The organism is Qipengyuania profundimaris, from assembly GCF_030717945.1.
Taxonomy (GTDB): Bacteria; Pseudomonadota; Alphaproteobacteria; order Sphingomonadales; family Sphingomonadaceae; genus Qipengyuania; species Qipengyuania profundimaris.
Genome location: NZ_JAVAIM010000001.1, coordinates 958953 through 983173, shown reverse-complemented (window position 1 = coordinate 983173; position 24221 = coordinate 958953). Strand labels below are relative to the sequence as shown.

Annotated in this window: 22 protein-coding genes and 1 other RNA gene; 13 read left to right on the top strand and 10 right to left on the bottom strand. The window is 63.7% G+C overall.

Annotated features, from left to right (window positions below):
* Positions 1–16: 16 nt before the first annotated feature.
* From Q9K02_RS04835 to rnpB, 3 genes are all read right to left on the bottom strand, one after another.
* Positions 17–2059, bottom strand: coding sequence for a S46 family peptidase (locus Q9K02_RS04835; protein WP_305931870.1), 2043 nt, complete (start codon positions 2057–2059; stop codon positions 17–19).
* 71 nt (positions 2060–2130) lie between these two features.
* Entirely contained in the window at positions 2131–2919 is a 789-nt protein-coding gene (locus tag Q9K02_RS04830) for a hypothetical protein (RefSeq protein WP_305931869.1), read from the bottom strand.
* Between the two features lie 50 nt (positions 2920–2969).
* Positions 2970–3374: RNase P RNA component class A (gene rnpB, locus Q9K02_RS04825), an RNA gene on the bottom strand.
* A gap of 151 nt (positions 3375–3525) precedes the next feature.
* On the opposite strand from rnpB, the gene Q9K02_RS04820 reads away from it, so the two are divergent.
* The 3 genes from Q9K02_RS04820 to Q9K02_RS04810 are packed head-to-tail and all read left to right on the top strand — an operon-like array spanning position 3526 to position 7009.
* The gene (locus Q9K02_RS04820) at positions 3526–4683 is read left to right on the top strand and encodes a PepSY-associated TM helix domain-containing protein (protein WP_305931868.1); all 1158 of its coding nucleotides are present in this window, start codon (positions 3526–3528) and stop codon (positions 4681–4683) included.
* Positions 4680–4919 (top strand): hypothetical protein, encoded by a 240-nt coding sequence (locus tag Q9K02_RS04815; protein WP_305931867.1) that lies wholly within the window; start codon positions 4680–4682, stop codon positions 4917–4919. Before Q9K02_RS04820 ends, Q9K02_RS04815 begins: the two co-directional genes overlap by 4 nt.
* Positions 4916–7009 carry a TonB-dependent receptor gene (locus Q9K02_RS04810; RefSeq protein WP_305931866.1) on the top strand — a complete coding sequence of 698 codons (2094 nt, stop codon included), beginning with the start codon at positions 4916–4918 and terminating at the stop codon, positions 7007–7009. The genes Q9K02_RS04815 and Q9K02_RS04810 overlap by 4 nt, the downstream gene beginning before the upstream one ends.
* Positions 7010–7014: 5 nt before the next feature.
* Here Q9K02_RS04810 and Q9K02_RS04805 read toward each other — a convergent pair whose 3' ends face one another.
* The 3 genes from Q9K02_RS04805 to Q9K02_RS04795 all read right to left on the bottom strand — a co-directional run bounded on the left by Q9K02_RS04805 (position 7015) and on the right by Q9K02_RS04795 (position 8850).
* The gene (locus tag Q9K02_RS04805; protein WP_305933446.1) at positions 7015–7653 is read right to left on the bottom strand and encodes an N-acetylmuramoyl-L-alanine amidase; all 639 of its coding nucleotides are present in this window, start codon (positions 7651–7653) and stop codon (positions 7015–7017) included.
* Between the two features lie 107 nt (positions 7654–7760).
* Positions 7761–8420: a histidine phosphotransferase family protein gene (locus Q9K02_RS04800; protein ID WP_305931865.1), complete on the bottom strand. Its 660-nt coding sequence runs from the start codon at positions 8418–8420 to the stop codon at positions 7761–7763.
* Positions 8421–8454: 34 nt separating this feature from the next.
* Entirely contained in the window at positions 8455–8850 is a 396-nt protein-coding gene (locus Q9K02_RS04795) for a M67 family metallopeptidase (RefSeq protein WP_305931864.1), read from the bottom strand.
* Positions 8851–8866: 16 nt separating this feature from the next.
* Between Q9K02_RS04795 and Q9K02_RS04790 the strand changes: the two genes are divergently transcribed.
* Both Q9K02_RS04790 and rpoH read left to right on the top strand, forming a co-directional pair.
* Positions 8867–9811 (top strand): RluA family pseudouridine synthase, encoded by a 945-nt coding sequence (locus tag Q9K02_RS04790; RefSeq protein ID WP_305931863.1) that lies wholly within the window; start codon positions 8867–8869, stop codon positions 9809–9811.
* Positions 9812–9933: 122 nt separating this feature from the next.
* The gene (gene rpoH, locus Q9K02_RS04785; RefSeq protein ID WP_278327500.1) at positions 9934–10839 is read left to right on the top strand and encodes an RNA polymerase sigma factor RpoH; all 906 of its coding nucleotides are present in this window, start codon (positions 9934–9936) and stop codon (positions 10837–10839) included.
* A 10-nt stretch (positions 10840–10849) separates the two neighbouring features.
* Here rpoH and Q9K02_RS04780 read toward each other — a convergent pair whose 3' ends face one another.
* Together Q9K02_RS04780 and Q9K02_RS04775 are read right to left on the bottom strand one after the other, a co-directional pair.
* On the bottom strand, positions 10850–11545 hold the full coding sequence (locus Q9K02_RS04780; protein WP_305931862.1) for a hypothetical protein: 696 nt from the start codon (positions 11543–11545) through the stop codon (positions 10850–10852).
* Positions 11545–12864, bottom strand: coding sequence for an amidohydrolase (locus Q9K02_RS04775; protein ID WP_305931861.1), 1320 nt, complete (start codon positions 12862–12864; stop codon positions 11545–11547). Before Q9K02_RS04775 ends, Q9K02_RS04780 begins: the two co-directional genes overlap by 1 nt.
* Before the next feature lie 105 nt (positions 12865–12969).
* On the opposite strand from Q9K02_RS04775, the gene mtgA reads away from it, so the two are divergent.
* The 5 genes from mtgA (at position 12970) to Q9K02_RS04750 (ending at position 16511) form a co-directional block, all read left to right on the top strand.
* Complete coding sequence (gene mtgA, locus Q9K02_RS04770) at positions 12970–13638, top strand: monofunctional biosynthetic peptidoglycan transglycosylase (protein WP_305931860.1); 669 nt, start codon at positions 12970–12972, stop codon at positions 13636–13638.
* A gap of 5 nt (positions 13639–13643) precedes the next feature.
* Positions 13644–14555 (top strand): cation diffusion facilitator family transporter, encoded by a 912-nt coding sequence (locus Q9K02_RS04765; RefSeq protein WP_305931859.1) that lies wholly within the window; start codon positions 13644–13646, stop codon positions 14553–14555.
* Positions 14555–15124 carry a sigma-70 family RNA polymerase sigma factor gene (locus Q9K02_RS04760; RefSeq protein WP_305931858.1) on the top strand — a complete coding sequence of 190 codons (570 nt, stop codon included), beginning with the start codon at positions 14555–14557 and terminating at the stop codon, positions 15122–15124. The genes Q9K02_RS04765 and Q9K02_RS04760 overlap by 1 nt, the downstream gene beginning before the upstream one ends.
* Positions 15121–15852: an anti-sigma factor gene (locus Q9K02_RS04755; RefSeq protein ID WP_305931857.1), complete on the top strand. Its 732-nt coding sequence runs from the start codon at positions 15121–15123 to the stop codon at positions 15850–15852. Before Q9K02_RS04760 ends, Q9K02_RS04755 begins: the two co-directional genes overlap by 4 nt.
* Before the next feature lie 89 nt (positions 15853–15941).
* Positions 15942–16511: a fasciclin domain-containing protein gene (locus Q9K02_RS04750; protein ID WP_305931856.1), complete on the top strand. Its 570-nt coding sequence runs from the start codon at positions 15942–15944 to the stop codon at positions 16509–16511.
* A 129-nt stretch (positions 16512–16640) separates the two neighbouring features.
* Here Q9K02_RS04750 and clpX read toward each other — a convergent pair whose 3' ends face one another.
* On the bottom strand, positions 16641–17906 hold the full coding sequence (clpX, locus tag Q9K02_RS04745; protein ID WP_305931855.1) for an ATP-dependent Clp protease ATP-binding subunit ClpX: 1266 nt from the start codon (positions 17904–17906) through the stop codon (positions 16641–16643).
* A gap of 189 nt (positions 17907–18095) precedes the next feature.
* A complete protein-coding gene (locus Q9K02_RS04740; RefSeq protein WP_278327506.1) occupies positions 18096–18791 on the bottom strand; it encodes an ATP-dependent Clp protease proteolytic subunit in 696 nt (231 codons plus the stop codon).
* A gap of 286 nt (positions 18792–19077) precedes the next feature.
* Here Q9K02_RS04740 and Q9K02_RS04735 point away from each other — a divergent pair, with 286 nt between their 5' ends.
* From Q9K02_RS04735 to Q9K02_RS04725, 3 genes are read left to right on the top strand one after another with little or no spacing between them, the layout of a single operon-like run.
* The gene (locus tag Q9K02_RS04735) at positions 19078–21174 is read left to right on the top strand and encodes a TonB-dependent receptor plug domain-containing protein (RefSeq protein WP_305931854.1); all 2097 of its coding nucleotides are present in this window, start codon (positions 19078–19080) and stop codon (positions 21172–21174) included.
* Between the two features lie 40 nt (positions 21175–21214).
* Complete coding sequence (locus Q9K02_RS04730; protein ID WP_305931853.1) at positions 21215–22780, top strand: amidase; 1566 nt, start codon at positions 21215–21217, stop codon at positions 22778–22780.
* A 6-nt stretch (positions 22781–22786) separates the two neighbouring features.
* Entirely contained in the window at positions 22787–24154 is a 1368-nt protein-coding gene (locus Q9K02_RS04725; protein ID WP_305931852.1) for a cation:proton antiporter, read from the top strand.
* Positions 24155–24221 lie beyond the last annotated feature (67 nt).

Sequence of the window (24221 nt, the reverse complement as noted above, 5' to 3'; positions counted from 1 at the left end):
CCCGCCAGCGTATGCGTTATTCCCCGGCCAGTTCCTCGGCCAGCGCAGGCGCGGGGTAGATCGTCTCCAGCGCTTCCTGCACCGCGTCCGTAGAAACCGCCACGGTCCGGTTGAGCGTACCGTCGTAACCGTAATTGCCGCCCAGCGAGTGGATATTACCGTCGAAGGCCGCGCCGATCACTGTGCCCGCGCGGTCGATCACCGGCGAACCGGAATTGCCGCCGATGATGTCGTTGGTAGTCACAAAGTCGAAAGCGATATCGGGATCGATATCGGCCTGGTTCGCCGCAAAGGCTTCGGCCACGTCGAACGGCGGCGCGCCGGTCGCGCGCTCGAAAGTCCCGCCCATGGTAGTGAGGATCGGCACCTGCTGGCCGCGCTCCTCCCAGCCCTTCACCTGGCCATAGCTGATTCGCAGCGTGAAGGTGGCGTCGGGATAGAGGCTGTCGCCATAGGCCGCGAAGCGCGCGTCGGCGAGCTTGCCTCCGGCGATGGCAAGCGGGCCCGAATAGCTCTCGTTCACCGCATCGCGTAGCGCCCGCTGGCGATCGGCGAGGCGCAGGGCATACCGGATCATCGGATCGTCCGATGCCTCAATCGCGGCCAGCCCGCCGTCCCACAGCGCCTTGCGCACCGCCGGATCTGCCAGCTGCGTGCCTTCGACCAGCCGCTCGGCCAGCGCTTCGGGGCTTTCCTGCCCAAGCAGCAGGCGGCTGTCCGCATCGTCGACGCCGAGATACTCACGCGCCTTCGAGAGGCTCCAGCCCATCATCAGCTCGTCGAGCCAGGGGTAGACCGGGCGCTCGTCGAGCAGGCGCTTCTCGGTCAGCGGCAGCGCGCTGTCGGTATAGCCGGGCAGGCGCTCGCCATTAGGCTTTTCCCGTTCCTGCGCTGCATAGACCAGCGTCGAAGCATAGCCAAACAGGTCGCCCGACGGGCTGAGGAAGCGGTAGGGGAGGTAGAGCGCGCGATAAGCCGCGGTCGCCTCGTCGACCGCGCTCCACGGATCCCCGATTTCGGCATTGCCCGCGCTGCGCTGGCGTAGCTCAGCCTCGGCTTCGGCCAACTGCGCGGTGAAGTCCGGATCGTTCAGCGCCTTGGTGCGGCCGATGTAGACCTTGAGGCCGTTCTCGACGCCGTTGAGCGTATCGAGCCCCTGGCGCTCCTTCTCCGGGCTTTCGTCCATTGCGGTGATCAGGCGGCCGCGCAGTTCGGATAGCGTCGTAAGCGTAACGGGCAGGCGCACCTCACGCTCGAATGCCAGCTGGCTTTGCGTATAGAGGCGGCTGGTCGAGCCGGGATTGCCGACCACGAACGTCACTTCGCCCTCTTCCGGCGCGCGCGGGTTCCACTGCAAATGCTGCGGCGTGGCGACCGGCTGGCCATTCTCATAGGCGCGCAGGAAGCTCGCATCGAGCGAGTAGCGCGGGAAGTTGAAGTTGTCGGGATCGCCGCCGAAGGTCGAGGCGCGGTCTTCCGGAGCCCAGGCAAGCCGGATGTCGGAGTACTTGCGGTAGGTATAGAGCTTGTATTGCCCGCCGCCGAACAGCGTCACCACCTGGCAGCGCGTCGTGTCGGTGTCCGGGCATCCGGCCGACTCGAGTTCCGCAATCTTGGCGTCACGTGCCTTGGTGAGGGCTTCACCGTCGAGGCCTGCGAAGGAGGTCTTTACCTCTTCGGTCACATCCGCAATCGAGGTCACGACCTCGGCCTGCTGGCCGGGGCACTTGAGCTCCTCTTCACGGTTCTGCGCGACGAAACCCGCGTCGAGATAGTCCATCGTGTCCGACGAGTTGTCGAACAGGCAACTGGCGATGCAATGATGGTTGGTGAGGATCAGGCCCGAACCCGACACGAAGCTCGCCGAACACCCGCCTGTCAGGCGCACGGCGGCGGCCTGCACGCGGTCGAGCCACGCCTGGTCCGGCGCCCAGCCATAGGTCTCTTCCATCCGTTCGGTCGGGAAACCGTCGAAGGTCCACATGCCTTCGTCGGCCTGGGCCGCGGTGGAGGTGAAGGCGATGGCGGCGCTGGCCGCATAAAGCGCGAAACGTTTCATGGATTGACCCTCTTCAAGACTGTCGTTGCGCGCCGTTTTCGCGTTTCGGCGGCGATTGTCCAGCGCGAAGGTCAGCCAAGCCACCGCTTCCTGTTCGCCGGATGCCGCAAGCCGACAATTGCAGCGATGACGACGAGAAGCGCCGATACGCCGCAGGCGACCGCGACCGCGCCGCTTTCCTGGCCACCGCGGTTGTAGATGCCCCACAGCGCCCAGAGGAAGACAAGCGCGTACCATGGGTTGCCCGCGCTGCGCAGCACGGCCAGCGCAGCGATCACGCCGCCGACCGCGACGATGGCGGCGGCGAGCAACGGATAGGTGTCCCCCGCTCCGACGCCATGGAAGCGGAGTGCGGCGGTAGTGTTCACGATGTTAGCAGCGGTCAGCCACGCAGCAAGCGCGCTGAAGGTGACGCCGATCAGGAACCGCTCCCACCCTGTCATCGGGCGGTCGAGATGTGTCAGGACGCGCAGGATGGCTAGCAGGCTGACCAGCGAGGTCGCGATGATGACTACCGATATCCAGGTGAGGTCGGCAAACTGCGTGTAGAGCGCCCATACGCCTTGCGAGGCCAACGCGACCACTGCGTACCAGCCGATGCGGTCGATCAGAGCGTTGTCCCGCTGCGCCGGAAGCAGTTGCCAGAGCACGAAGCCGGTCGAGAGCAGGAACAGCGGCCCCCAGATGCCGAACGCCCAGCCGATCGGCGTCACCAGGGTGCGGACGCTGTCCGACTGCTTGCCGATGGGTTCGCCGAAGCCGAGCTGCGGGAGGAAGGTCGACCCGACCTGGATCACCACGGCAAGGACGAGCGCGACCCGTTGGGCGAGGCTGCGATGTTTAGTGCTGTGCTGCATCATGCCGCCTCAACCCGCCGGTCGGCGCGCCGTTCCGCGAGGGTAGAGGGTGAAATGCCAGGGGGCCTGTAAGCCGGGTTCTGTCTCCACAGACGGTATCCGACGAGCGGACCGTATCTGCGGCGGCAGCCATTCGTCTAGGCCATGGATCGCTCCATGACTCAAGCAGCCAACCCGGGCGGTCGATGCGAAACGCACCTGCCCTCTTGCGAGAGCGCGCCGCCCCTATTCGGCCTTGCTCCGGGTGGGGTTTGCCATGCGGACCGCGTTGCCGAAGCCCCGGTGCGCTCTTACCGCACCCTTTCACCCTTGCCTGATCTCCCGAAGGAGCCATCGGCGGTATGCTCTCTGTGGCACTTTCCCTCGACTTGCGCCGGGCGGGCGTTACCCGCCACCCTTGTTTCGTGGAGCCCGGACTTTCCTCGTGACCGAAGTCACGCGGCTGCCCGGCCCCCTGGCGAATGCGCAGATAGGATGTGGCTTTCGATTAGCCAAGTGAAACGGGCGACGATCGCGGGGCCACTCGCCACCAGGCCTGACTTCAACTTAAACTGCTATTGAGAATTATTCTCATTGACGCAGTTCGAACCGCTCGGTAGCCGCACCGCAATGAGTCGCGAGACGATCAAGTTCTGGTACCTGGTGCACAAGTGGAGCAGCCTTATTCCCATGGCTTTTCTGCTGATGCTTTGCGTCACCGGCCTGCCCCTTATTTTCCACGACGAGATCGATGCCGCGATGGCCGACGAGGCGGGCTCCGCGCTCGCCGAGACCCCCTCTGCCGAAGGCGGGCTTCCGCTCGATGCCATGCTCGAAACGGCGCTCGCGCAGCGGCCTGGTGAGGTCCCGCTGTTCATGGCCTTCAGTCAGGACGATTCCCTCCTGACCGTGACGACCGGCCCCTCGCCCGATGCGGACGGATCGCAGATGACGCTGCTGTTCCTCGACCGGGCGACTGGGGAGTCGCTGGGTCCGGCCCCCGTCAATCAGCTCATGGATTTCCTGCTGACGCTGCATACCGATATGTTCTTGGGCTTGCCCGGCATGTGGGCGCTCGGCGTCTGCGGCATCCTGTTTCTGGTCGCGCTGGTTTCCGGCATCGTTTTGTATGCCCCCTTCATGCGCCGTTTGCCCTTCGGTACCGTACGGACCGATCGCAAGCCCCGGACCCGCCGGCTCGATGAGCACAATCTACTGGGTGTCGTAGCGTTCGCATGGATGATCGTCGTAGGAGCGACCGGTGCGATCAACGCCTTTGCCGATCCGCTGACCGATAGTTGGCGCGAAAGCGAAGTGGCTGCGATGACCGCAGCCTACGGTGCGCAGCAGCCTCTTTCACCCGACGAATACGGGTCGCTGGATGCGGCGATGGCTGCAGCCCAGGAAGCCCTGCCCGGTCGCAGCCCGCAGTTCATCGGCTTCCCCGGCGGCGATTGGTCGTCCGGCCATCATTACGCGATCTTTTTCCAAGGCGATCGACCGGTCACGCAGAACCTGCTGACCCCCGCGCTGGTAGATGCGCGCTCCAGCCAGTTGACCGATGCGCGGACCATGCCCGCAATCAACCAGGCGCTGATGATGTCGAAGCCGCTGCATTTCGGCGACTATGGCGGTCTGCCGCTGAAGATCATCTGGGCCGTCATGACGCTCATCACGATCTGGGTGCTGTGGACGGGCGTTTTGCTGTGGCTTCGCCGCAGGTCCGGCAGGCTCGAACGGCGGATCGCGGAGATCCAGAGCGGCGGCACTTTGGGAAGCGCCGCATGAGACACAAACCGCGCAACACGCTTCTTCAGACCTTCGCCATCCCATTGACGCTGGCGATCGCCACCGTGGCAGGTCTCATCCTGGGGCTGACAGGGGATGGCTGGCGCGACCTGGCCAGCTGGCTGCTGCTGATAGTTTCCCTGCTCCCGATCCGCGCCGCCTTTGCGCGTCGCCGATCGAGCGCACATCGTAATGCTCGTTTGGGCCAATCCCGTTTGGAAAGAAAGACATCATGAATTCAATGCTTCGCGTTTCAATCTTCGCCCTCGGCGCTTCGATCGCTGCAACGGCGCAGGCGCAGGATACGTCGGACGACGTAATCATCGTCACCGCGCAGCGCGAGAATGCGACGCAGGTGGTCAATGCGGGAAGCGCGGGCGTGTTGGGCAACAAGAACGCGGAGGATCTGCCCTTTACCATCCGGTCTTATGACGAGAGCCTGATCCTCAACCAGCAGCCGCAGACCCTGGGCGATGTATTGGAAAACGATCCGACGATCCGAACGACCTACGGCTTCGGTAATGCGTCCGAGCAGTTCGTCATCCGCGGCTTCACCCTGTTCGGCGACGATGTGGGTGTGAACGGATTGTATGGCATCGCGCCTCGCCAGCTTGTGGCGCCGGAGCTATACGGCAGTGTCCAGGTGCTTAACGGATCAAGTGCTTTTCTCAATGGCGCCGCACCGGGCGGCACGGGTCTCGGCGGCAGTGTGAACCTGATGCTCAAGCGCGCCGGAGCGTCCGATCTCAATCGGGTTACGGTATCCGCCGAACAAAGCGCTCGCTTCGGCGGCGCGGTGGACGTCTCGCGCCGGTTCGGAAGCGGGGGCGAGTGGGGACTGCGCATCAACGGAGCCTATCGCGATGGCGAAACGTCTATCGACGAGGAATATCGCCGCACGGCCGTAATCGGCGGCGCGCTCGATTACGATAACGGACCGCTACGCGCCGCCATCGATCTGGCGTATCAGGAAATCCGTGTCGACAACCTGCGGCCGAAGGTAACGATCGCGACCTCCACCGTGCCGGTCGTCCCAGACGCCGACGCCAATTACGCGCAGGATTTCGCCTACAGCGATCTCTCCGATGTGTTCGGCACCTTCGGCCTCGAATACGATGTCGCCGACAACGCAACTCTTTATGCTCGCGGCGGTGCTCGGGACGGCACGGAAGCAGGACAGTATGCCAGCCTGACGCTGGTCGACGCCGACACCGGAGCCGCAAACGGCGGGTCGCTGTTCGTACCTGCGACAAGCAATAACGAAGCTATCGAAGCCGGCCTGCGCGTGCGCCTTGGCGAACGCGTCACGCAGGAGATCAATTTCGGCGGCAATATCAGCTGGCAGGTCTTCCGCACGGCCTTCGATTTCGGATCGGGATACGCCACAAATCTCTACGACACGCCGCAGGTCGCATTGCCGCCCGGTGGCTTCATCGGCGGCGATCTCGACGATCCGCAACCGATCACTAAGGCGCGGCTGGCCAGCGCTTTCGCTTCGGACACTATCGGCCTGTGGGGGGATCGCATCCTGCTGACCGGCGGCCTACGCCTGCAGGATATCCGGCAGGAAAATATCAATTACGACGGAACCCCGGGCGCGACCTACGACGAGAGTGCGATTACGCCGGTGGCCGGCCTGGTTGTCAAACCGGTCTCCGGCCTGTCGCTCTATGCCAACCGGATCGAAGCCCTGCAGCAAGGACCCGTGGCTCCGATCGACCCCGGCCTGGTGACCAACCCCGGCGAAGTCCTCGCCCCGCGCAAGTCGGTGCAATACGAAGTCGGCGGCAAGCTGGCGCTGGGCGGACTGTTCGTCGGCCTCGGAGCTTACCGGATCGAGCGCCCGGGCGAAGGCGTGCTGGACGATGGCAGCTTCGGCTATCTCGGCGATCAACGCCATCAGGGGCTGGAACTGACCGTCAATGGCGAAGTAGCACCCGGCTTACGGTTGATCGGCGGCGCTGCCTTGACCGATGCCGAACTGATCGGCGGCAATGAGGTGCCGGGCATACCGGAATTCACAGCCAACGCCGATGTCGAATGGGATCTCGGCTTTGCGCCCGGCCTCACATTGACAGGACGTGCCGTGCATACCGGCGAGCAGTGGGTTGATGCGGCGAACACGCTGACGCTGGATAGCTGGACGCGCTTCGATCTCGGTGCGCGTTACGTGTTCGTGGCCGGCGAAGCGCCGATCACTCTGCGCCTGTCGGTCGATAATGTCGCGAACGAGCGGTATTGGGCCAGCAGTTTCGATGCTTTCTCGGCCGCATTGCTGCAGGGGCGGCCGCGCACGTTCAAGGCTTCCGTGTCAGCGGACTTTTAAGCGCGTCAGCGGGTGTTGCCGCGATCCCTGTCGAGCAGCAGCTGGAACAGGATCGCGCGCACTTCCCCGTCGATCTCGCCGTTGATCTTCTCCGGGCGCCAGCGGCGCTGGAAGGCTTCGACCGCCTTGTGCCCGTCGGTAATGTCGTAGCCGTAGCGTTCCAGCGCGAGGTAGAAGGCCGCGTCGTTGTCGAACGGATCGCCGCGTTCGAGCTTTTCGGGGCGCGGCAGGCACAGGCCGTATTCCGCGAGGCGGTCCCACGGAAACAGCTCGCCCGGATCGATCTTGCGGGCGGGCGCGACGTCGGAATGGCCGACCACATTGGCGCGCGGAATATCGTATTGCTTCACGATCCGCGCCACCAGCGGCACCAGCTTTTCGAACTGCGCCTCGTTAAATTCGCGATAGCCGTATTTATGGCCTGGATGGTCCAGCTCGATGCCAATGCTGATGCCGTTCACGTCCTTGTGCCCGCGCCAATAGGATACGCCTGCGTGCCAGGCGCGCTTGGCTTCCGGCACCAGCCGCACGACTTCGCCCTGTTCGCCGATCAGGTAATGCGCGGAAACCTTGGCTTCGGGATCGCACAGCCGCTCGATCGCGAAGCCCTTGTCCTCCATCTCGGTGTAGTGGATCACCACCATAGAGATGGGCCCGCTGCGCTCGTCGTGATTGGGCGAGAGGACCTCGCGGTCGACCAGCTCGTCCTTGCTGACGGGCAGGCCTTCGCCGAGTTTGCCGAAGTCCGACTTCACCCGATCAGGCCTTCGCCCTGTGGCAGCACTGCGCCCAGCACCAGCGCATCGGCGGATTTGTGATATTGCAGCCCGCCGCCGCTCTCCTGCGCGAGGAGGTGGATCATATGCGCCGCCGCCGTGCGGCTCGACAACTCGCTGCGGTCAAGACTGCCATCGAGCGCCCTGCCAATGGTCTCGTCGAACGCGACCTTCGGCCCGCTCGCGCGCACGACGATCTCGCACGCCCCGTCGCGCGTCTCGGCGCCGACATCCAGCGTGCCGCCGCGTACCAGCGCGTCGATCGCGATCTGCGCGAAATTGAGCAGCACCTTGACCGCCGGCTTGCCGAGCGAGGCATCCGCCAGCGCCCAATTGACCTCGACTTTGTCCTTGTCCGCCACCAGCGCCTGGATCAGGGCCTTTGGCTCCTCCACGTCCACACGCTCGCCAAAGCCACCCGCCGCGCCGAAGGCGAGCCGGAAGAACTTGAGCTTGTTGGTCGAGATCGACGCGCTCTGTTCCAGCAACTGCATTACGTTGGCGCGCATTTCCGGGTCGGTTTCCAGCGCGAGCAATTCCAGCCCGTTGGACAGCGCCCCCACAGGGCTCAGCATGTCATGGCACAGCCGCGAGCAGAGCATGGCGGCAAGGTCGATCGATTGGCGGTCGTCCATCGTGATCCCGGTAATGAAAAATTGAGGATGTGTCTTAGCGAGGCGAGGTCACATAGGGAAGCGCTTCGAACCCCGCATCCCCCGAACGCCAGAACGCGACTCGGCCTGCCGCGATGATGGCCCAGACCATCCCGTCCCCCGCCGCCAGGGCGGCATCGGTGGCGGAAGGCTCGGCGCGGCCATTGGGGTGCGAGTGATAATAGCCGACGACCTGCGGGTCACCCGCTCGCGCCGCGCAATGGGCGTCTATCAGGGTTTGCGGATCGATCTCGAAATGGGTTGCGGGGTCGGGATGGACATTGGCGGCGGGGAGGATGGCGCCGATGCGCTCGCTTTCGCCGAGGAGGATGCCGCAGCATTCGCAGGGGTGCGCTGCCTCGGCTTCCGCGAGCAGTTGGTCCAATAGCGCGCTTGAGATGTCCACGGTCATCGCGCATGGCCCTAGCATGGCCTCGCCGGAAATCATCAGCGGATCGCTCGCCACCACCGGCCGCCTGGACAAGGCGCTGGCCGAGGCGAGCGGGTTGTCGCGCGAGCGGGTGAAGGGGCTGATCGCGGATGGCGCAGTGGAGCTGGACGGGAAGGTGGTGGCCAGCGGGTCCACCAAGGTCGGGGCGGGTGCGCGTTATAATATCGCCCTCCCCCCACCCGAACCGCTTGCCGCAGAACCCCAGGACATCCCGCTCGAAATAATGTTCGAAGACGCCGACTTGTTGGTAGTCAACAAGCCCGCAGGCATGGTCGTGCATCCCGCGGCAGGCAATCCGGACGGGACGCTGGTCAATGCCCTGCTCCACCACTGCGCGGGGCGGCTGTCCGGCATCAATGGTGTCGCGCGGCCCGGGATCGTCCACCGGATCGACAAAGACACCTCCGGCCTGCTGGTCGTCGCGAAATCCGATGCCGCGCATGAGGGGCTGGCGAAGCAGTTCGCCGACCATTCGATTGCGCGCCGCTATCTCGCCGTCTGCACAGGCCATCCGAACCCAGCAGCGGGCACGGTGTCGGGCCGTATCGGCCGCTCCGAAAAGGATCGCAAGAAGATGGCCGTGCTCCCCGACGATGCGACGCGGGGCAAGCACGCGGTCACGCACTATAAAACGAAGCAGCGTCTCGACCATGCCGCGCTGATCGAATGCAGGCTCGAAACCGGGCGGACCCACCAAGTGCGCGTTCACTGTGCGTCAATCGGTCATCCGCTATTAGGAGACCCTGTCTATGGACGCACTCCCAAGCCGCTCCGCGCGACTCTTCAGCAGCTGCAATTCGCCCGCCAGGCGCTCCACGCAGCCAGCCTCGGATTCATCCATCCTATCAGCGGCGAAAGCTTGGATTTCCGCGCCGAATTGCCCCGCGACATGCGGGAACTCATCGACGAAACCGCTCGTTGAAATCGATGAAAAGCAGCACAGTCACGGGCGATTTCTGTTATAAGTAACTTCAGTGGCCCGAGAGTCGAATGCCCAGCAGGGGTTCGGCGCGCGAGGTCGACGCTAGAAAGGTCAGGGTTTACGTGAGCAATACCAAAGCATTGAGCGTCCCGGCGCTCGGCGGTGAGCAGAGCCTCAATCGCTATCTCTCCGAAATCAAGAAATTCCCCGTGCTGACGCAAGAGCAGGAATACATGCTCGCCAAGCGTTACGAAGAGCACGAGGACAGCGAAGCTGCGGCGCAGCTCGTCACCTCGCACCTGCGCCTCGTGGCGAAGATCGCCATGGGCTATCGCGGCTACGGCCTGCCCGTTTCGGATCTCATTTCCGAAGGCAATGTCGGCCTGATGCAGGGCGTGAAGAAATTCGAAGCCGATCGCGGTTTCCGCCTCGCCACCTATGCCATGTGGTGGATCAAGGCATCGATCCAGGAATATATCCTGCGTTCGTGGAGCCTCGTGAAGATGGGCACCACCGCTGCACAGAAGAAGCTGTTCTTCAACCTGCGCCGGATGAAGAAGAACCTCGACGCCTACGAGGACACCGATCTCCATCCCGACGATGTGGCCAAGATCGCGACCGATCTCGGCGTGCCCGAGCAGGAAGTGATTAACATGAACCGCCGCATGCTGATGGGCGGCGACGGATCGCTCAACGTGCCGATGCGCAATGGCGAAGACGGCAGCGGCGAATGGATGGACTGGCTGAAGGACGATGGTCCGCTTCAGGACGAGCTGGTCGCCGATGCCGAAGAAGCCGAAGTCCGCCACGACATGCTGGTGGAGGCTATGGACAATCTCAACGATCGCGAGAAGCACATTTTCCGCGAGCGGCGCCTGACGGAAAACCCGCAGACGCTGGAGGAATTGAGCCAGGTCTACAGCGTCAGCCGCGAACGCATCCGCCAGATCGAAGTCCGCGCGTTCGAGAAGGTGCAGAAGGCGATGAAGGCGATTGCCGGCGAAAGGCTCTTGCCGGGCGTGGCCTGATCTTCAAAACCTAATTCCCAGCGGGGTCGGGCGTTTCGTCGTCCGGTCCCGTTTGCAATTCCAGCGTCCCCATTTTCGGGAATGCCAGCATGCTCTTGGCCATCGCCAGTAGATCTGCCCGCGAGTTGATCGCGCAATAACCTGTGCGAAAGATGTCGAACGGTTCAGTCAGTTCTCGCCAATATTTTGAGGGACAGCGCTGTTGCAGGACATCGAAAGCAGTGATGATCTCATCGTCCGGCACGCGGGTAAGCAGCATGTATTCGCTACCGGGCAAAGTGCCCTTCTGGATTGCCCATAGCTCGATTAGCGCTCCCTCGCGTTCAACCTCGCCAAGCTTCACGAAAAACCCTCGGTCGAATGGACCTGTAGCGAGTTCAGCCCGGTCCTCCGCTGTGCGGATGATCGCAATGCAATGAAAAACGCCGTAGTTGCTAAGTCGATACCACTCAGGCTCGGCAGCAAATTCGTCGGCGGAGTTCGGACGCAGCAGCCAATCACCGAACCGTACCCGGCTGATACAACTCGCTATTGTATCAGGATCGGTATAGCCGCGCGGCCAGAGATCTTCCCAGTCGAAAGTATACAGGGGCAGGTCAGAATGGATCGGGTCCGAAGCGAACGCCTCGCCTTCGTAGTCGCGCGTGCCCTCCGCTCGCAATGGAGCCGCGGCGATGAAAGCGAAGGCGATCAGCCAGCGGAGCATCAGCCCCCCGCCAGATCCATCACCGCCGCGACCATGGCCCGGGTGCCGAGCGTCACGCTTTCGCGCGGGGCGATCTTGAACAGGGGGGAGTGGTGCGACGGCACGGCAGTGCCGCCATTAGCCTCGGCTTCGAAGGCTTCCGGCGGGGTACCGCCGACGCCGAAATAATAGCCCGGCACGCCGAGGTCTTCCGCTACGAAGTAGGAGAAATCCTCAGCACCCATGCCGCGCTGCTCGAAGGGTTCGAAGCCTTCCTCGCCGAAAGTCGCGCGCATCACTCTATTCAGCCGGCGGGCGAGCTCGGGGTCGTTATAAGTGACCGGTGTGCCTTCGCTCACCGTGACCTTCACCGGCAGCTCGTCGGGCAGGCCGTGGGCCTTGCCGATGCCGACCGCAACGCGCTCGATGGCGGCAAGCAATTGTGCGCGCGTATCCTCGTCATTCGCGCGCACGGTCAGTTGCAGGTCGGCGCGTTCGGAGATGATGTTGTGCTTCGTGCCGGCCTGGAACGCGCCAACCGTGATGACCGCGGGTGAGAGCGGCTCGATCTCGCGGCTGACGATCGATTGCAGCGCGGTGACGATCTGCGAGGCGATATAGACCGGGTCGCGGCCCATGTGCGGGCTGGCCCCGTGCGCGCCGACGCCGGGCACCATGATATCGACCGAATCGGCGCTCGAATACTGAATCCCCTCGGCAGCAGACACCACGCCGGTCGGCAGGATAGAGGCGACATGGAAGGCGAGCGCATAGTCCGGCTTGCCGAAGCGGTCGTAGAGGCCGTCTTCGAGCATGGCCTTCGCCCCGCCGACACGCTCTTCCGCAGGCTGGACCACGAACATCAGCGTGCCCGACCAGTCGTCTTTCATCGCCATCAAGCGCCGCGCCGTGCCGACCATCGACGTGATATGCACGTCGTGCCCGCAGGCGTGCATCACTGGATAGGTCTCGCCGTCCTTCCCGACCTGCGTGGCGGTGGAGGCGTAGTCGAGGCCGGAGCGCTCCTCCACCGGCAGCCCGTCCATATCGGCACGCAACATGATCAGCGGGCCATCGCCATTCTCCAGCATGCCGACCACGCCGGTGCCGCCGACATTTTCGGTCACCGTCAGCCCGGCGGCGCGCAGTTCGGCGGCCATGCGCTTGGCGGTATCGGTCTCGAGGAAGGAAAGTTCGGGGTTCTGGTGGAAATGGACGAAGAGGTCTTCGAGATGGCTGTCGTAATCCGCTGCAACCGCGTTGGCGACCTCCGCGCTATCGGCCAGAGCCGGTGTCGCAGCGAAAGCGGCCAGCGCCGCGGCCAGAGTGAGATTGCGCATCGATCATCCCCTTGTGTTCATTCGTGGTGACAGAAAGCACGGGCGCGCCCCATGGGCAAGCGCCGCCGATTGCAACCGCTCTCCATGGCCGCTAGCAGCAGGACCATGCGCTGGTTCGTCCGCTTTCTTTTCAAAGCCCTGTTCGGCCTTCTGGCGCTGAGCCTGCTGCTGGTGCTCGCGTTCAAATTCGTGCCCGTGCCTGTCACCGCAACTATGGTGATGGACGGGAACGGCATCACCAAGGACTGGACCAGCCTCAGGAATATCGATCGCAACATGGTGCGCGCGGTGATCGCGGCGGAGGATGGCAAGTTCTGCACGCATGACGGCTTCGACCGCGAGGCGATCGAGAAAGCGATGCGCGAGAATGCCCAGGGCGGGCGCATCCGCGGCGGCTCCACGATCAGCCAGCAGACCGCCAAGAATGTCTTCCTGTGGCAGGGCGGCGGCTATTTCCGCAAAGGGCTGGAAGCCTATTTCACCCTGCTGATCGAACAGGTCTGGGGCAAGCGCCGGATCATGGAGGTCTATCTCAACGTCGCCGAGACCGGGATCGGCACCTATGGCGTGGAAGCCGGGGCCGAGCGCTATTTCAACAAGTCCGCCGCAAGCCTGAACCCTACCGAAGCGGCCCGCATGGCCGCGGCGCTTCCGCTGCCAAAAGAGCGTTCGGTGGTCAACCCACGCGGCTGGCTGCGCGGACATGGCAACACGATTGCCGCGCGCATCGGCGTAGTCGGTCGTGACGGCCTCGATGCCTGCGTGTACGACTGATTGCCATGGGCGCAGGGCACGATCACGCGCATGGCAGCGATCACGCGGGGCATAGCCATGCTCCCGCGGACTTCGGCCGCGCCTTCCTGATCGGCATCATCCTCAACACCGGCTTCGTGATCGTCGAGGCGGCCTATGGCTGGATCTCGGGATCGATGGCGCTGATTGCCGATGCGGGCCACAACCTGTCCGACGTGCTGGCGCTGATGCTGGCCTGGGGGGCGAGCGTCGCGGCGAAGAAAGCGCCGACCGACCGCTTCACCTATGGCTACAAAAGCTCGACTATCCTCGCCGCGCTGGCCAATGCCGGGCTTCTGCTGGTCGCCATCGGGGCGATCCTGTTCGAGACTTTGCACCGCATGGCGCAGCCCGCCGAAGTCCAGGGCGAAACCATGGCGATCGTCGCCGGGATCGGCATTTTGATCAATGCCGGCACCGCCGCGCTCTTCCTGCGCGGACAGCACGATATCAATATCCGCGGGGCCTTCCTGCACATGGCCGCCGATGCCTTGGTAAGCCTGGGCGTGGTGATCGCCGGGCTGGCGATCCTGTGGACCGGCGAGACGTGGATCGATCCGGCGGTGAGCCTGCTGATCGTGCTCGTGATCGCCTGGGGCACGTGGGGTCTGCTTAAGGACAGCGTCGCGATGAGCCTGCTGGCGGTGCCCAAGGGTATCTCGGAGAAGGCCGTGCGCGATTATCTGGCCGGGCTACCGGGTGTGGACGCCGTCCACGACCTCCATATCTGGCCGATGAGCACGACCGAGACCGCGCTAACAGCGCATCTCGTCATGCCCCAAGGCCATCCGGGCGACACCTTCCTCAGCGAGATTTCGCACGAGCTGGAGCATCACTACCGCATTGGCCATGCGACCATCCAGATCGAGCGCACGCCGCACTGCTCGGGCGGTTGCTGATGCAGCGCGCGAGCAAGGCGGCGCGGGACAGGCTCAAGGCGGCGATGAGCCGTCTCGCTCGTGGCGAAAGCGCAGCGCTGGAGGACGTGTACCGTGCGACCTCGGCGAAACTTTTCGGCATCTGCCTTCGTATCTTGAAAGACGAAAAGGAAGCCGAGGACGCATTGCAAGACGTCTATCTGACATTATGGCGACGGGCCGATCGGTACGACCCCGAACGGGCTAGCCCCATCGCCTGGCTGTCTACTTTCGCGCGCAATTGCGCGATCGATCGCCTCCGCACCGGCAAGGTCAGGGGTGGCGCAGTGTCCGAGGACAAGGCTGCTGCCGTGCCAGATGGCAATCCGGTGGCCGATGCGATGTTGATCGACGAGGAACGAGAGGCCCGAGTCCATCGCTGTCTCGAAGAGCTCGACGAAACGCCGCGCGACGCGATCCGCAGCGCTTTCTTCGAAGGCCGTAACTATGCCGAGCTGGCCGAGCGGCAGAATGTCCCGCTCGGCACGATGAAAAGCTGGATCAGACGCGGGCTGGCGAAGCTGAAAGCGTGTATGGAGGCGGGAGAATGAGCGAGGTCAAACGCCCCGACACCGTCCTAGCTGCCGAATATGCACTCGGCCTGCTGGAAGGAGAGGAATTGCTCGCAGCACGCGCTCGTGAAGCATCCGACAGCGCTTTCGCCGCAGACGTTGCACAATGGCAGGATCGCCTTGCCCCACTCACCGACGACATCGATCCGCGCATGCCGCGTGCCGAAGTTTGGGCGAACATCGAGGCAGCGATGGGCGCGGATACCGGCACAGCGGAAGTCATCGCCCTGCAGCGCAAGGTCCGCCGCTGGCAATGGGTCGGCGGGGTGAGCGCGGCTGCGGCTGTTGCGCTGGCGGTTTTCGCCTTACCCATGCGGCAGGCACCCGACGGTCCCTCCGGAAATATCGCCAGCGGCCCCGCCCTCACCCAGCCACTGCTCGCCGCGAACATGCCGATCGAAGGCACGCCACTGCGGCTCGACCTGACCTATCTCCCCGGAGCGCACAGTCTGCTGGTGACGGCAGTTGGACTAACGGGCGATGGAATTCACGACCACGAAATCTGGCTGGTTCCGGACGAAGGTGATTTGATTTCGCTCGGTGTGGTGACTCCGGGTGAAGTCACGGCGCACGAAGTACCGGTCGAGGTCGCCCCACGAATCCACGGCGGTTCGCAGTTGCTGCTGACACGCGAGCCGCTGGGCGGGAAACCGCCGCAAGCCGAGGCCGGACCGGTCGTTGCAGAGGCACGCTTCGCCGCGATCTAGGCATTTTTCGGCTCGGGCGTGCATCTGCCCGGTCAAGCGATCCGTATCTCCTACACAAGCTGGACGGGGCTTGGGAAAAGGAGACTACGATGAATATTTCGAAGAAACTCAAGGCTGCCGCCCTCGCGTCCATCGCCGCGACCGGCGCATTCGCACTTTCTGCAGGCACTCCGGCACTCGCCGATCATCACGGCATGAAGGCCGAGCAGGCGCAGCCGAACATCGTCGAAGCCGCGCAGGGCACCGGCGTTCACACCACGCTGGTTGCCGCCGTACAGGCCGCCGGGCTCGTCGACACGCTGACCAGCCCCGGACCCTTTACCGTCTTTGCACCGACCGACGATGCCTTCGCGGCGCTGCCGGACGGCACGGTCGATACGCTGCTGATGCCGGAGAACCGCGACCAACTGACCAACATCCTCACCTACCACGTGGTCGAAGGCCGTATTCCTGCAGCACAGCTGACGCAGGCCATCCGCCAGGCCGGCGGGACCTACGAGTTCGAGACCGTCGCCGGCGAGACGCTCAGCGCCAGCTTCAGCGGCGACAATATCGTGATCACCGACGCGGCTGGCGGGACCAGCACCGTCACCATGGCCGATGTAAAGACCACCAACGGCGTGATCCATGTCACCGACGGTGTCTTCCTGGCCGGATGATAGACTTTCCCCCGGTGCCGCGCAGTCCAACCCATAATGCGCGGTACCAAACGACCCCGCCCGGCGCTCATGAGAGGCCGGGCGGGGTTTTCTTTTGAGTTTTCGAAAACTTCGGGAGCGAAAGCAGCCTCAGGCGGCCTCTTCCTCGTCCTTCTTGCCGCCATGAACCTGGACCGGTTCCTTGCGGCCGTCGACCACGTCCTTGTCGATCACGATCTCGCTCACGCCTTCCATGTCGGGCAGGTCGAACATCGTATCGAGCAGGATGCCCTCCACGATCGAGCGCAGCCCGCGCGCGCCGGTTTTCCGCTTGATGGCCTTCTCCGCGATCTCGCGCAGCGCTTCGTCCTTGAAGGTCAGCTCGACATCCTCGAGCTCGAACAGCTTGCTGTACTGCTTGACGATGGCGTTCTTCGGCTCGGTCAGGATCGTCACCAGCGCATCCACATCGAGGTCGTTGAGCGTGGCGATCACCGGCAGGCGGCCGACGAATTCGGGGATCAGGCCGAACTTGAGCAGATCTTCCGGCTCGCTCTTCTCGAGCAGCTCGCCCACGCGGCGCTTGTCCGGATCGGCGACATGCGCGCCGAAACCGATACTGCGCTTCTGCAGGCGATCGGCGATAATCTTATCGAGCCCGGCGAAAGCGCCGCCGCAGATGAACAGGATGTTCGTGGTGTCGACTTGGAGGAATTCCTGCTGCGGATGCTTGCGGCCACCCTGCGGCGGGACGCTTGCCGTCGTACCTTCCATCAGCTTGAGCAGCGCTTGCTGCACGCCCTCGCCCGACACGTCGCGCGTGATGGAGGGATTTTCCGCCTTGCGGGTGATCTTGTCGATCTCGTCGATATAGACGATGCCGTGCTGCGCTTTCTCGACGTTGTAGTCGCTGGCCTGCAACAGCTTGAGGATGATGTTCTCCACATCCTCGCCCACGTAACCGGCTTCGGTAAGCGTGGTGGCGTCGGCCATTGTGAAGGGCACATCGAAGGTCCGCGCCAGCGTCTGCGCGAGCAGCGTCTTGCCGGTACCGGTCGGACCGACCAGCAGGATATTCGACTTCGCGAGTTCCACATCGCCGGACTTGCCGCTGTGCTTCAACCGCTTGTAGTGATTGTGCACCGCCACCGAGAGGACGCGCTTGGCGCGATCCTGGCCGATCACATAATCGTTCAGCGTCTGGAAGATTTCGGACGGCGTCGGAACGTCGCCTTCCTTCTTGCCGGTGAGGCCGGCCTTGGTTTCTTCGCGAATGATGTCGTTGCACAGCTCTACGCATTCGTCGCAGATGAACACGGTCGGGCCCGCGATGAGCTTCCTCACCTCGTGCTGCGACTTGCCGCAGAAGCTGCAATACAGCGTGCTCTTGCTATCGGTTCCGCTCAACTTGGTCATATCCTAATCGTCTTCCCCGGCCCTGTCGGCAGATGTGCGACTCTAGGGGACACGGGATTTGGGTCAATATCGTAGGTACAATCATCCCCTTGCCACAAGCTGAAGCGGCAAGGTTGCTGGAATCCTACGGCAATCGTGCAACAGTCCCGCGCAGGCACAGTGGCTGCGCGGAACCTTAAGGCTGACCGGTCACTCGGGTGCGCCACCCGAACCTTCGGCTTCGGCCTCGCCGTTTTCCGGACGGGTTTCGAAGACCTTGTCCACGATCCCGAACTTCATCGCTTCCTCGGCTTCGAGGAAGGTATCGCGATCCATCGCCTTCTCAATGTCGGACAGGCTCTGGCCGGTGTATTTCACATAGAGATCGTTCATCCGCTTGCGAATGCGCAGGATCTCGCGCGCCTGGATCTCGATATCGCTGGCCATGCCGCGTGCGCCGCCGGACGGCTGGTGGACCATGATGCGGGCATTGGGCAGCGCGATGCGCATACCCGGCTCGCCCGCCGCCAGCAGGAAGCTGCCCATGGAAGCGGCCTGCCCGACACAGACGGTCGACACGCGCGGCTTGATGTACTGCATCGTGTCGTGGATGCCCATGCCGGCCGTCACCACGCCGCCGGGTGAGTTGATGTACATGCTGATCGGCTTCGAGGGATTCTCGCTTTCGAGGAACAGCAGCTGGGCGATGATCAGCGACGCCATGCCGTCTTCGACCTGGCCGGTGACGAAGACGATGCGTTCGCGCAGCAGGCGGCTGAAAATGTCGAAGCTGCGTTCGCCGCGGCTGGTCTGTTCTACCACCACCGGGACAAGCGCGCCGGTTGCGGGATCGCGCGTGAACTGGCCCTGGGTGGAATGGGCATCGCTGCCGAACAGGTCGATCATGAAATTTCCTCTCGTCGGATCGGTTGAGCGCCTATGTCGCGAGTACCCCGGCGATGTTCAAGAGGCTTAACCCCTTTGCCGCCCAGATATGTCGCCGAACACCCAAATGCCGGTGAAAAATCGGTTGCACGCTGCAATCCATGTAATTCGTCCGTCGCAATGTGCCGTTGGCAGACGCGCCGGACTCATTTGTCGGATGCGATATCGCCATGGTCGATGGCGCGGTGGCCTTTTCGGTTACAAACGTAGACGAGGCTCCTCGAACCAAGAGGGGAGCCCCTATTCAATGAATTACCGCCGCGACATATCGGTCGTTACCGTCTTGGCTGCACTGATGCTCGGTGTAATCCCGACGCCTGCGCTCGCAACGGAGGACGATGCGAGCGAACCGGCCGGCGAAGGCGATCCGCCCACCGAAGGCGCGCAGGTTTTCGAACCGGCCTATTTCGAACGCTACGCCCCGCGCAACGCGCTCGATATGCTGGCCCAGGTCCCCGCTTTCGTCATCGACGATGGCGAAAACAATTCGCGCGGCCTCGGCCAGGCGACTGCCAACGTACTCGTCAATGGCGAACGGTTTTCGAGCAAGTCCGACAGCGTGCGCGATCAACTGAGCCGGATTCCGGCGAGCGACGTGGTCCGGATCGAGATCGTCGACGGGACCACGCTCGATATCCCCGGCCTCAACGGCCAGGTCGCCAACGTCATCGTCAACAAGACCGGCGCGTCGGGGCAGTTCAGCTGGACCACCGGCTTTCGACCCTACAATACCGAGGCACAATTGCTCGGCGGCGAAGTGTCGCTGACCGGCAATGCCGGCAAACTCGACTACACGATCTCACTCAGCAACGAGAACAACCGCTTCGGAACCGATGGCCCGATTACCGTGGTCGATGGCGCGGGCGATCTGATCGAGACGCAGGATACAAAGTTTTCCGGCAAGTTCGACAATCCGACGCTGGCAACCAACTTTACCTACACCTTCTCGCCCGATGTCATCGCCCATCTCAACCTGCGATATGGCGAGGATTTCTGGTCGCAGCGGATTACCGAACTGGCCGATGTCGTCGTCGGCCCCGACCGCGAGCGCCTATTGCTCAACGACGAGGATGGCCCCGAATACGAGATCGGCGGCGACATCGAATTTCCGCTCGGTCCGGGCAAGCTCAAGCTGATCGGGCTGGAGCGCTTCGAACGCGACAATTTTCGCAGCGTACTGGTCGACAGCTTTTCCGACGGCTCGCCCGACACCGGCTCGCGCTTCCGCCAGACCAATGCGGCGGGGGAGCGGATCGGTCGGTTCGAATACGGCTGGAACATGTTCAAGGCCGACTGGCAGCTTTCGGGCGAGGCCGCGTTCAACCGGCTCGACCGCCGCTCCTCGATCGAGGAACTCGATACCGATGGCGAGTTCTTTTTCATTCCCTTCCCGGCCGGCAATGGCGGCGTGACGGAGGATCGCTACGAAGGCATTCTCAGCTTCGGCAAGCAGTTGACGCCGAAGCTGTCGCTGCAGGCCACGGCGGGTGCGGAATATTCGAAAATTCAGCAGACCGGGTCCGCCGCCAATTCGCGAGTGTTCAAGCGGCCCAAGGGCTCGCTGTCCCTCGCGTGGAAGCCGGCCAGCGATTTCGACGTGTCGGTCGAACTGCGTCGCCGTGTCGGCCAGCTCAGCTTCGGCAATTTCCTCGCCAGCATCAATCTCGACAACGACAACGGCAACGGCGGCAATAACGAACTGGTGCCCGACCAGAGCTGGAACCTAGAGGCGGAGATCAACAAGAGCTTCGGCGCCTGGGGCTCTGCCAAATTGCAGGTCCGGCAGGCCTGGTTCGAAGATTTCATCGACTATTTCCCGCTGGCGAACGGCGGCGAGGCGCGGGGCAATATCGGCGACGCACAGCGACTGCATATCGAATTGTCGGGCACGGTGAAATTCGATCCGATCGGCTGGAAAGGCGCGCAGCTGAATTTCGCTGCCGTCCAGCGTTACATGGACATCGTCGATCCGTTCACCGGGGAAAACCGCGCATTCTCAAACGATCTCTACAACCGGCTTGAGGCCGATTTCCGCCACGACATCCCCAGCAGCGACTGGGCTTATGGCGCCAGCCTGTTCACCTTCAGCCCGGTCGAATATTCGCGCCGCTACGAAGAAGGGCGCTTCTGGGAGGGACCGAGTTTCGTGGACGTCTTCGTGGAGCACAAGGACATCCTGGGCATGACCGGACGGCTGCGGGTGGGCAACGTGCTGTCGGCGCGCAACAAGGGTTTCCGCACCGTCTTTGACGATTCGCGGCCCGACGGCGACGTGCTGTTCACCGAAACGCTGGACCGCCGCATCGGCCCGATCGTGCGCTTCACCTTGAGCGGGAATTTCTAAGCACGCTTGCATTGCGCTTCGGCGGTGGCAGGGTGGTGCGATGAAGCATATCGCCCTGTCGTTCGCTCTCCTTGCAACCGCATCGCCGCTCGCAGCGCAGGAGGGGCCAGATGAACAGCCGACAGTGCGCTTGGAGATGCCCGGTCCACCACCCGGAGTGGAGGCTCCGCAGAACGAAGCGGAGCGGCGCACGCTGCTCTATGCCATTCGCGCTCGAAATCTCGACAACGGGCCGAATGGGCTGAATTCGATCATCACTTTTGCGCCCGACATCACAGCTCAGACCCGGGCGGCGCGAGCTCAGCCGACATTGCTCGCCGGTCGACCGGTGCTGGTGAAGGACAATATCGAAACACGCGAATTGCCGACCTCCGCCGGTAGCCTTGCCTTGGCAGAGAGTATGACCGGACGCGATGCGCCGCTGATTGCACGCCTGCGCGCAGCCGGCGGGGTCATGATGGGCAAGACCAACCTGTCCGAGTGGGCGAATATCCGCGACGACAATTCCACCAGCGGCTGGAGCGCGGTGGGCGGCCTGACCCGCAATCCGCATGCGATCGACCGCAATACCTGCGGCTCATCCTCCGGAAGTGGCGCGGCGGTGGCGGCGGAATTCGCCTGGGCAGCCATCGGCACGGAAACCGACGGGTCGATCACTTGCCCCGCCAGCGTCAACGGGATCGTCGGCTTCAAGCCCACGGTCGGCATGGTCAGCCGCACGCATGTCGTGCCGATCAGCCATTCGCAGGACACCGCCGGCCCGATGGCGCGCAGCGTATACGACGCAGCGCTGTTACTCGAAGCCATCACGGGCAGCGATCCCGCCGATCCCGCCACCGCCGAAGCGGACGCGCGCAAGTCTGCGTTCTCGGAAGGTCTGCGCGACGCTTCGCTCCAAGGCGTGCGGATCGGCGTGCTGGTCAACCAGATCGGTAGCCGCGACGATGTGCGCGCGCTGTTCGAGCAGGCGCTGGACGACATGCGACGCGCCGGTGCGGAACTGGTCGAGATCGAATACGACCCGCAGGGCGAAATGTTCGGCGCGGAGCTAACCGTGCTGCTCTACGAATTGCGCACCGACATGGACGCCTACCTCGCCTCGCGCCCGGGCACCGACGGCCCGCGCAGCCTTGCCGACCTTGTCGCTTTCAACGAGGCCAATGCCGATACCGAGATGCGCTGGTTCGGGCAGTCGCTGTTCGAACGCGCACTCGAGACTACGGACGAGGCGGCTTACGAGGAAGCCCGCGCGACGTCTCTACGCCTCGCGAGCGAGGAAGGGATCGACCGCCTGCTGCAAGAGCACGACGTCAGCCTGCTCGTCGCGCCGACGCGCGGGCCTGCGTGGGTGAGCGACCTCGTCAACGGGGATAATTTCAATGGCAGTATCGGTGCGGGCTCCCTCGCGGCCATCGCAGGCTATCCGCATCTGACGGTCCCGATGGGCGCGGTGGAGCGGCTGCCGGTAGGGATCAGCTTCATGGGCGCGAAGTGGCAGGACCACGCGGTGCTCAAGGCCGGGGCCGCATTCGAGCGGGCGCGCACCGCCGAAGTTCCGAAGCCGAATTTCCAACGCTGGGAACCCGAAGCCCTGCCCGCGGACTGATAGGCGATGGAATACGAACCGCGCATCTTTCTCTTCGTCGTCATGGGCTTGGGGCTGATGGCGGCGGTTTCGCTGGAACGGTTTCTCGCCAAATTCTGGCTCTCGCTGCCGATCGTCTATGTCGCTGCCGGGTTCGCGATCTTCTCGCTCCCGCTCGACCTGCCGAACATCAATCCGACCTACGACGGCTTCGACGCCGTAACGCTCGAATACACGACCGAGTTCATCGTCATCGCCTCGCTGATGGCGGCCGGCATCGCTATCGACCGGCCGGTCAGCTGGGCCAACTGGCGGCAGATCTGGCCGCTGCTGGTGATTGCCATGCCGCTCACGGTCGCCGCGGTCGCCCTGCTCGGCTGGTGGGCTATCGGGCTGACCCCGGCGTCGGCGATCCTGCTCGGTGCCGCGCTCGCGCCTACGGATCCGGTGCTGGCGCGAAGCGTGCAGGTCGGCCCGCCGGGCGAAAACAAGCGGCACGACGTGCGCTTCAGCCTGACTGTCGAGGCCGGCCTCAACGACGGGCTGGCCTTCCCCTTCACTTACCTCGCAATCGCCGCTGTCGGCATGGCCACGCTCGGCTCGTGGACGCTGGAATGGCTGTGGTTCGACCTCGTCTGGCGCATCCTGGTCGGTTGCGTCGTCGGCTGGGCGGTCGGACGGCTCGGCGCATGGTGGGTGTTCGAGCGCGAGGCGGACTCGCCGATGAAGGAGATCGACGAGGAGAGCGAGAGCGCCGACCAGCCAAAATACTCGACCAGCGAAGGGCTGATCGTGCTGGGCACGCTGCTCCTCGCCTACGGCCTCGCGGAAATCTTCGCGGGCTACGGCTTCCTAGCCGTTTTCGTCGGCGCGGTCACGGCGCGCCAGCGGGAGAACCGCAGCCGCTATCACAAGATCAGCCATCACTTCATCGACCAGATCGAGCAGATCGTGCTGGTCGCCGTGCTGTTCGGCTTCGGCGCCATGCTCGCGAGCGGCGTGCTGCAACCGCTCACCTGGACTGCCGCACTGGTCTGCCTCGCCCTGATTTTCGTTATCCGTCCGCTATCTGGCCTGCTGGCCGAATACCGTTCCAACCTGCCGCTGGCAGGCACCTTGGCGATCGCGTTCCTGGGCGTACGCGGGATGGGCTCGATCTACTACCTCGCTTACGGCCAGAACCATGCGGAGTTCATCCAGATCGATCTGCTATGGGCTTGCGTCAGCTTCACCATTCTCGTGTCGATCTTGGTACACGGCGTCGTGTCCGGCCCGCTGATCTCGCATATCGAGCGCCACCGCGGGCACATCCATACCGGCACGGACGAGGAAATGCTCAGCCATAGTCCCGACGGCAAACCGATCGCGGTCGAGTTGCCCGACAAGCCCTGCTGACACCGCGCAAGCAAAAGGGCGACCGGATCCGATCCGGCCGCCCCTTGCGAAAACATGCGTTGGCGTG

Excerpts from the sequence above, each read along its gene's own strand:
- Q9K02_RS04835 (WP_305931870.1), bottom strand. The coding sequence starts at position 2,059 with ATGAAACGTTTCGCGCTTTATGCGGCCAGCGCCGCCATCGCCTTCACC.
- Q9K02_RS04830 (WP_305931869.1), bottom strand. The coding sequence starts at position 2,919 with ATGATGCAGCACAGCACTAAACATCGCAGCCTCGCCCAACGGGTCGCG.
- Q9K02_RS04820 (WP_305931868.1), top strand. The coding sequence starts at position 3,526 with ATGAGTCGCGAGACGATCAAGTTCTGGTACCTGGTGCACAAGTGGAGC.
- Q9K02_RS04815 (WP_305931867.1), top strand. The coding sequence starts at position 4,680 with ATGAGACACAAACCGCGCAACACGCTTCTTCAGACCTTCGCCATCCCA.
- Q9K02_RS04810 (WP_305931866.1), top strand. The coding sequence starts at position 4,916 with ATGAATTCAATGCTTCGCGTTTCAATCTTCGCCCTCGGCGCTTCGATC.
- Q9K02_RS04805 (WP_305933446.1), bottom strand. The coding sequence starts at position 7,653 with ATGGTGGTGATCCACTACACCGAGATGGAGGACAAGGGCTTCGCGATC.
- Q9K02_RS04800 (WP_305931865.1), bottom strand. The coding sequence starts at position 8,420 with ATGGACGACCGCCAATCGATCGACCTTGCCGCCATGCTCTGCTCGCGG.
- Q9K02_RS04795 (WP_305931864.1), bottom strand. The coding sequence starts at position 8,850 with ATGACCGTGGACATCTCAAGCGCGCTATTGGACCAACTGCTCGCGGAA.
- Q9K02_RS04790 (WP_305931863.1), top strand. The coding sequence starts at position 8,867 with ATGGCCTCGCCGGAAATCATCAGCGGATCGCTCGCCACCACCGGCCGC.
- Q9K02_RS04780 (WP_305931862.1), bottom strand. The coding sequence starts at position 11,545 with ATGCTCCGCTGGCTGATCGCCTTCGCTTTCATCGCCGCGGCTCCATTG.
- Q9K02_RS04775 (WP_305931861.1), bottom strand. The coding sequence starts at position 12,864 with ATGCGCAATCTCACTCTGGCCGCGGCGCTGGCCGCTTTCGCTGCGACA.
- mtgA (WP_305931860.1), top strand. The coding sequence starts at position 12,970 with ATGCGCTGGTTCGTCCGCTTTCTTTTCAAAGCCCTGTTCGGCCTTCTG.
- Q9K02_RS04765 (WP_305931859.1), top strand. The coding sequence starts at position 13,644 with ATGGGCGCAGGGCACGATCACGCGCATGGCAGCGATCACGCGGGGCAT.
- Q9K02_RS04760 (WP_305931858.1), top strand. The coding sequence starts at position 14,555 with ATGCAGCGCGCGAGCAAGGCGGCGCGGGACAGGCTCAAGGCGGCGATG.
- Q9K02_RS04755 (WP_305931857.1), top strand. The coding sequence starts at position 15,121 with ATGAGCGAGGTCAAACGCCCCGACACCGTCCTAGCTGCCGAATATGCA.
- Q9K02_RS04750 (WP_305931856.1), top strand. The coding sequence starts at position 15,942 with ATGAATATTTCGAAGAAACTCAAGGCTGCCGCCCTCGCGTCCATCGCC.
- clpX (WP_305931855.1), bottom strand. The coding sequence starts at position 17,906 with ATGACCAAGTTGAGCGGAACCGATAGCAAGAGCACGCTGTATTGCAGC.
- Q9K02_RS04740 (WP_278327506.1), bottom strand. The coding sequence starts at position 18,791 with ATGATCGACCTGTTCGGCAGCGATGCCCATTCCACCCAGGGCCAGTTC.
- Q9K02_RS04735 (WP_305931854.1), top strand. The coding sequence starts at position 19,078 with ATGAATTACCGCCGCGACATATCGGTCGTTACCGTCTTGGCTGCACTG.
- Q9K02_RS04730 (WP_305931853.1), top strand. The coding sequence starts at position 21,215 with ATGAAGCATATCGCCCTGTCGTTCGCTCTCCTTGCAACCGCATCGCCG.
- Q9K02_RS04725 (WP_305931852.1), top strand. The coding sequence starts at position 22,787 with ATGGAATACGAACCGCGCATCTTTCTCTTCGTCGTCATGGGCTTGGGG.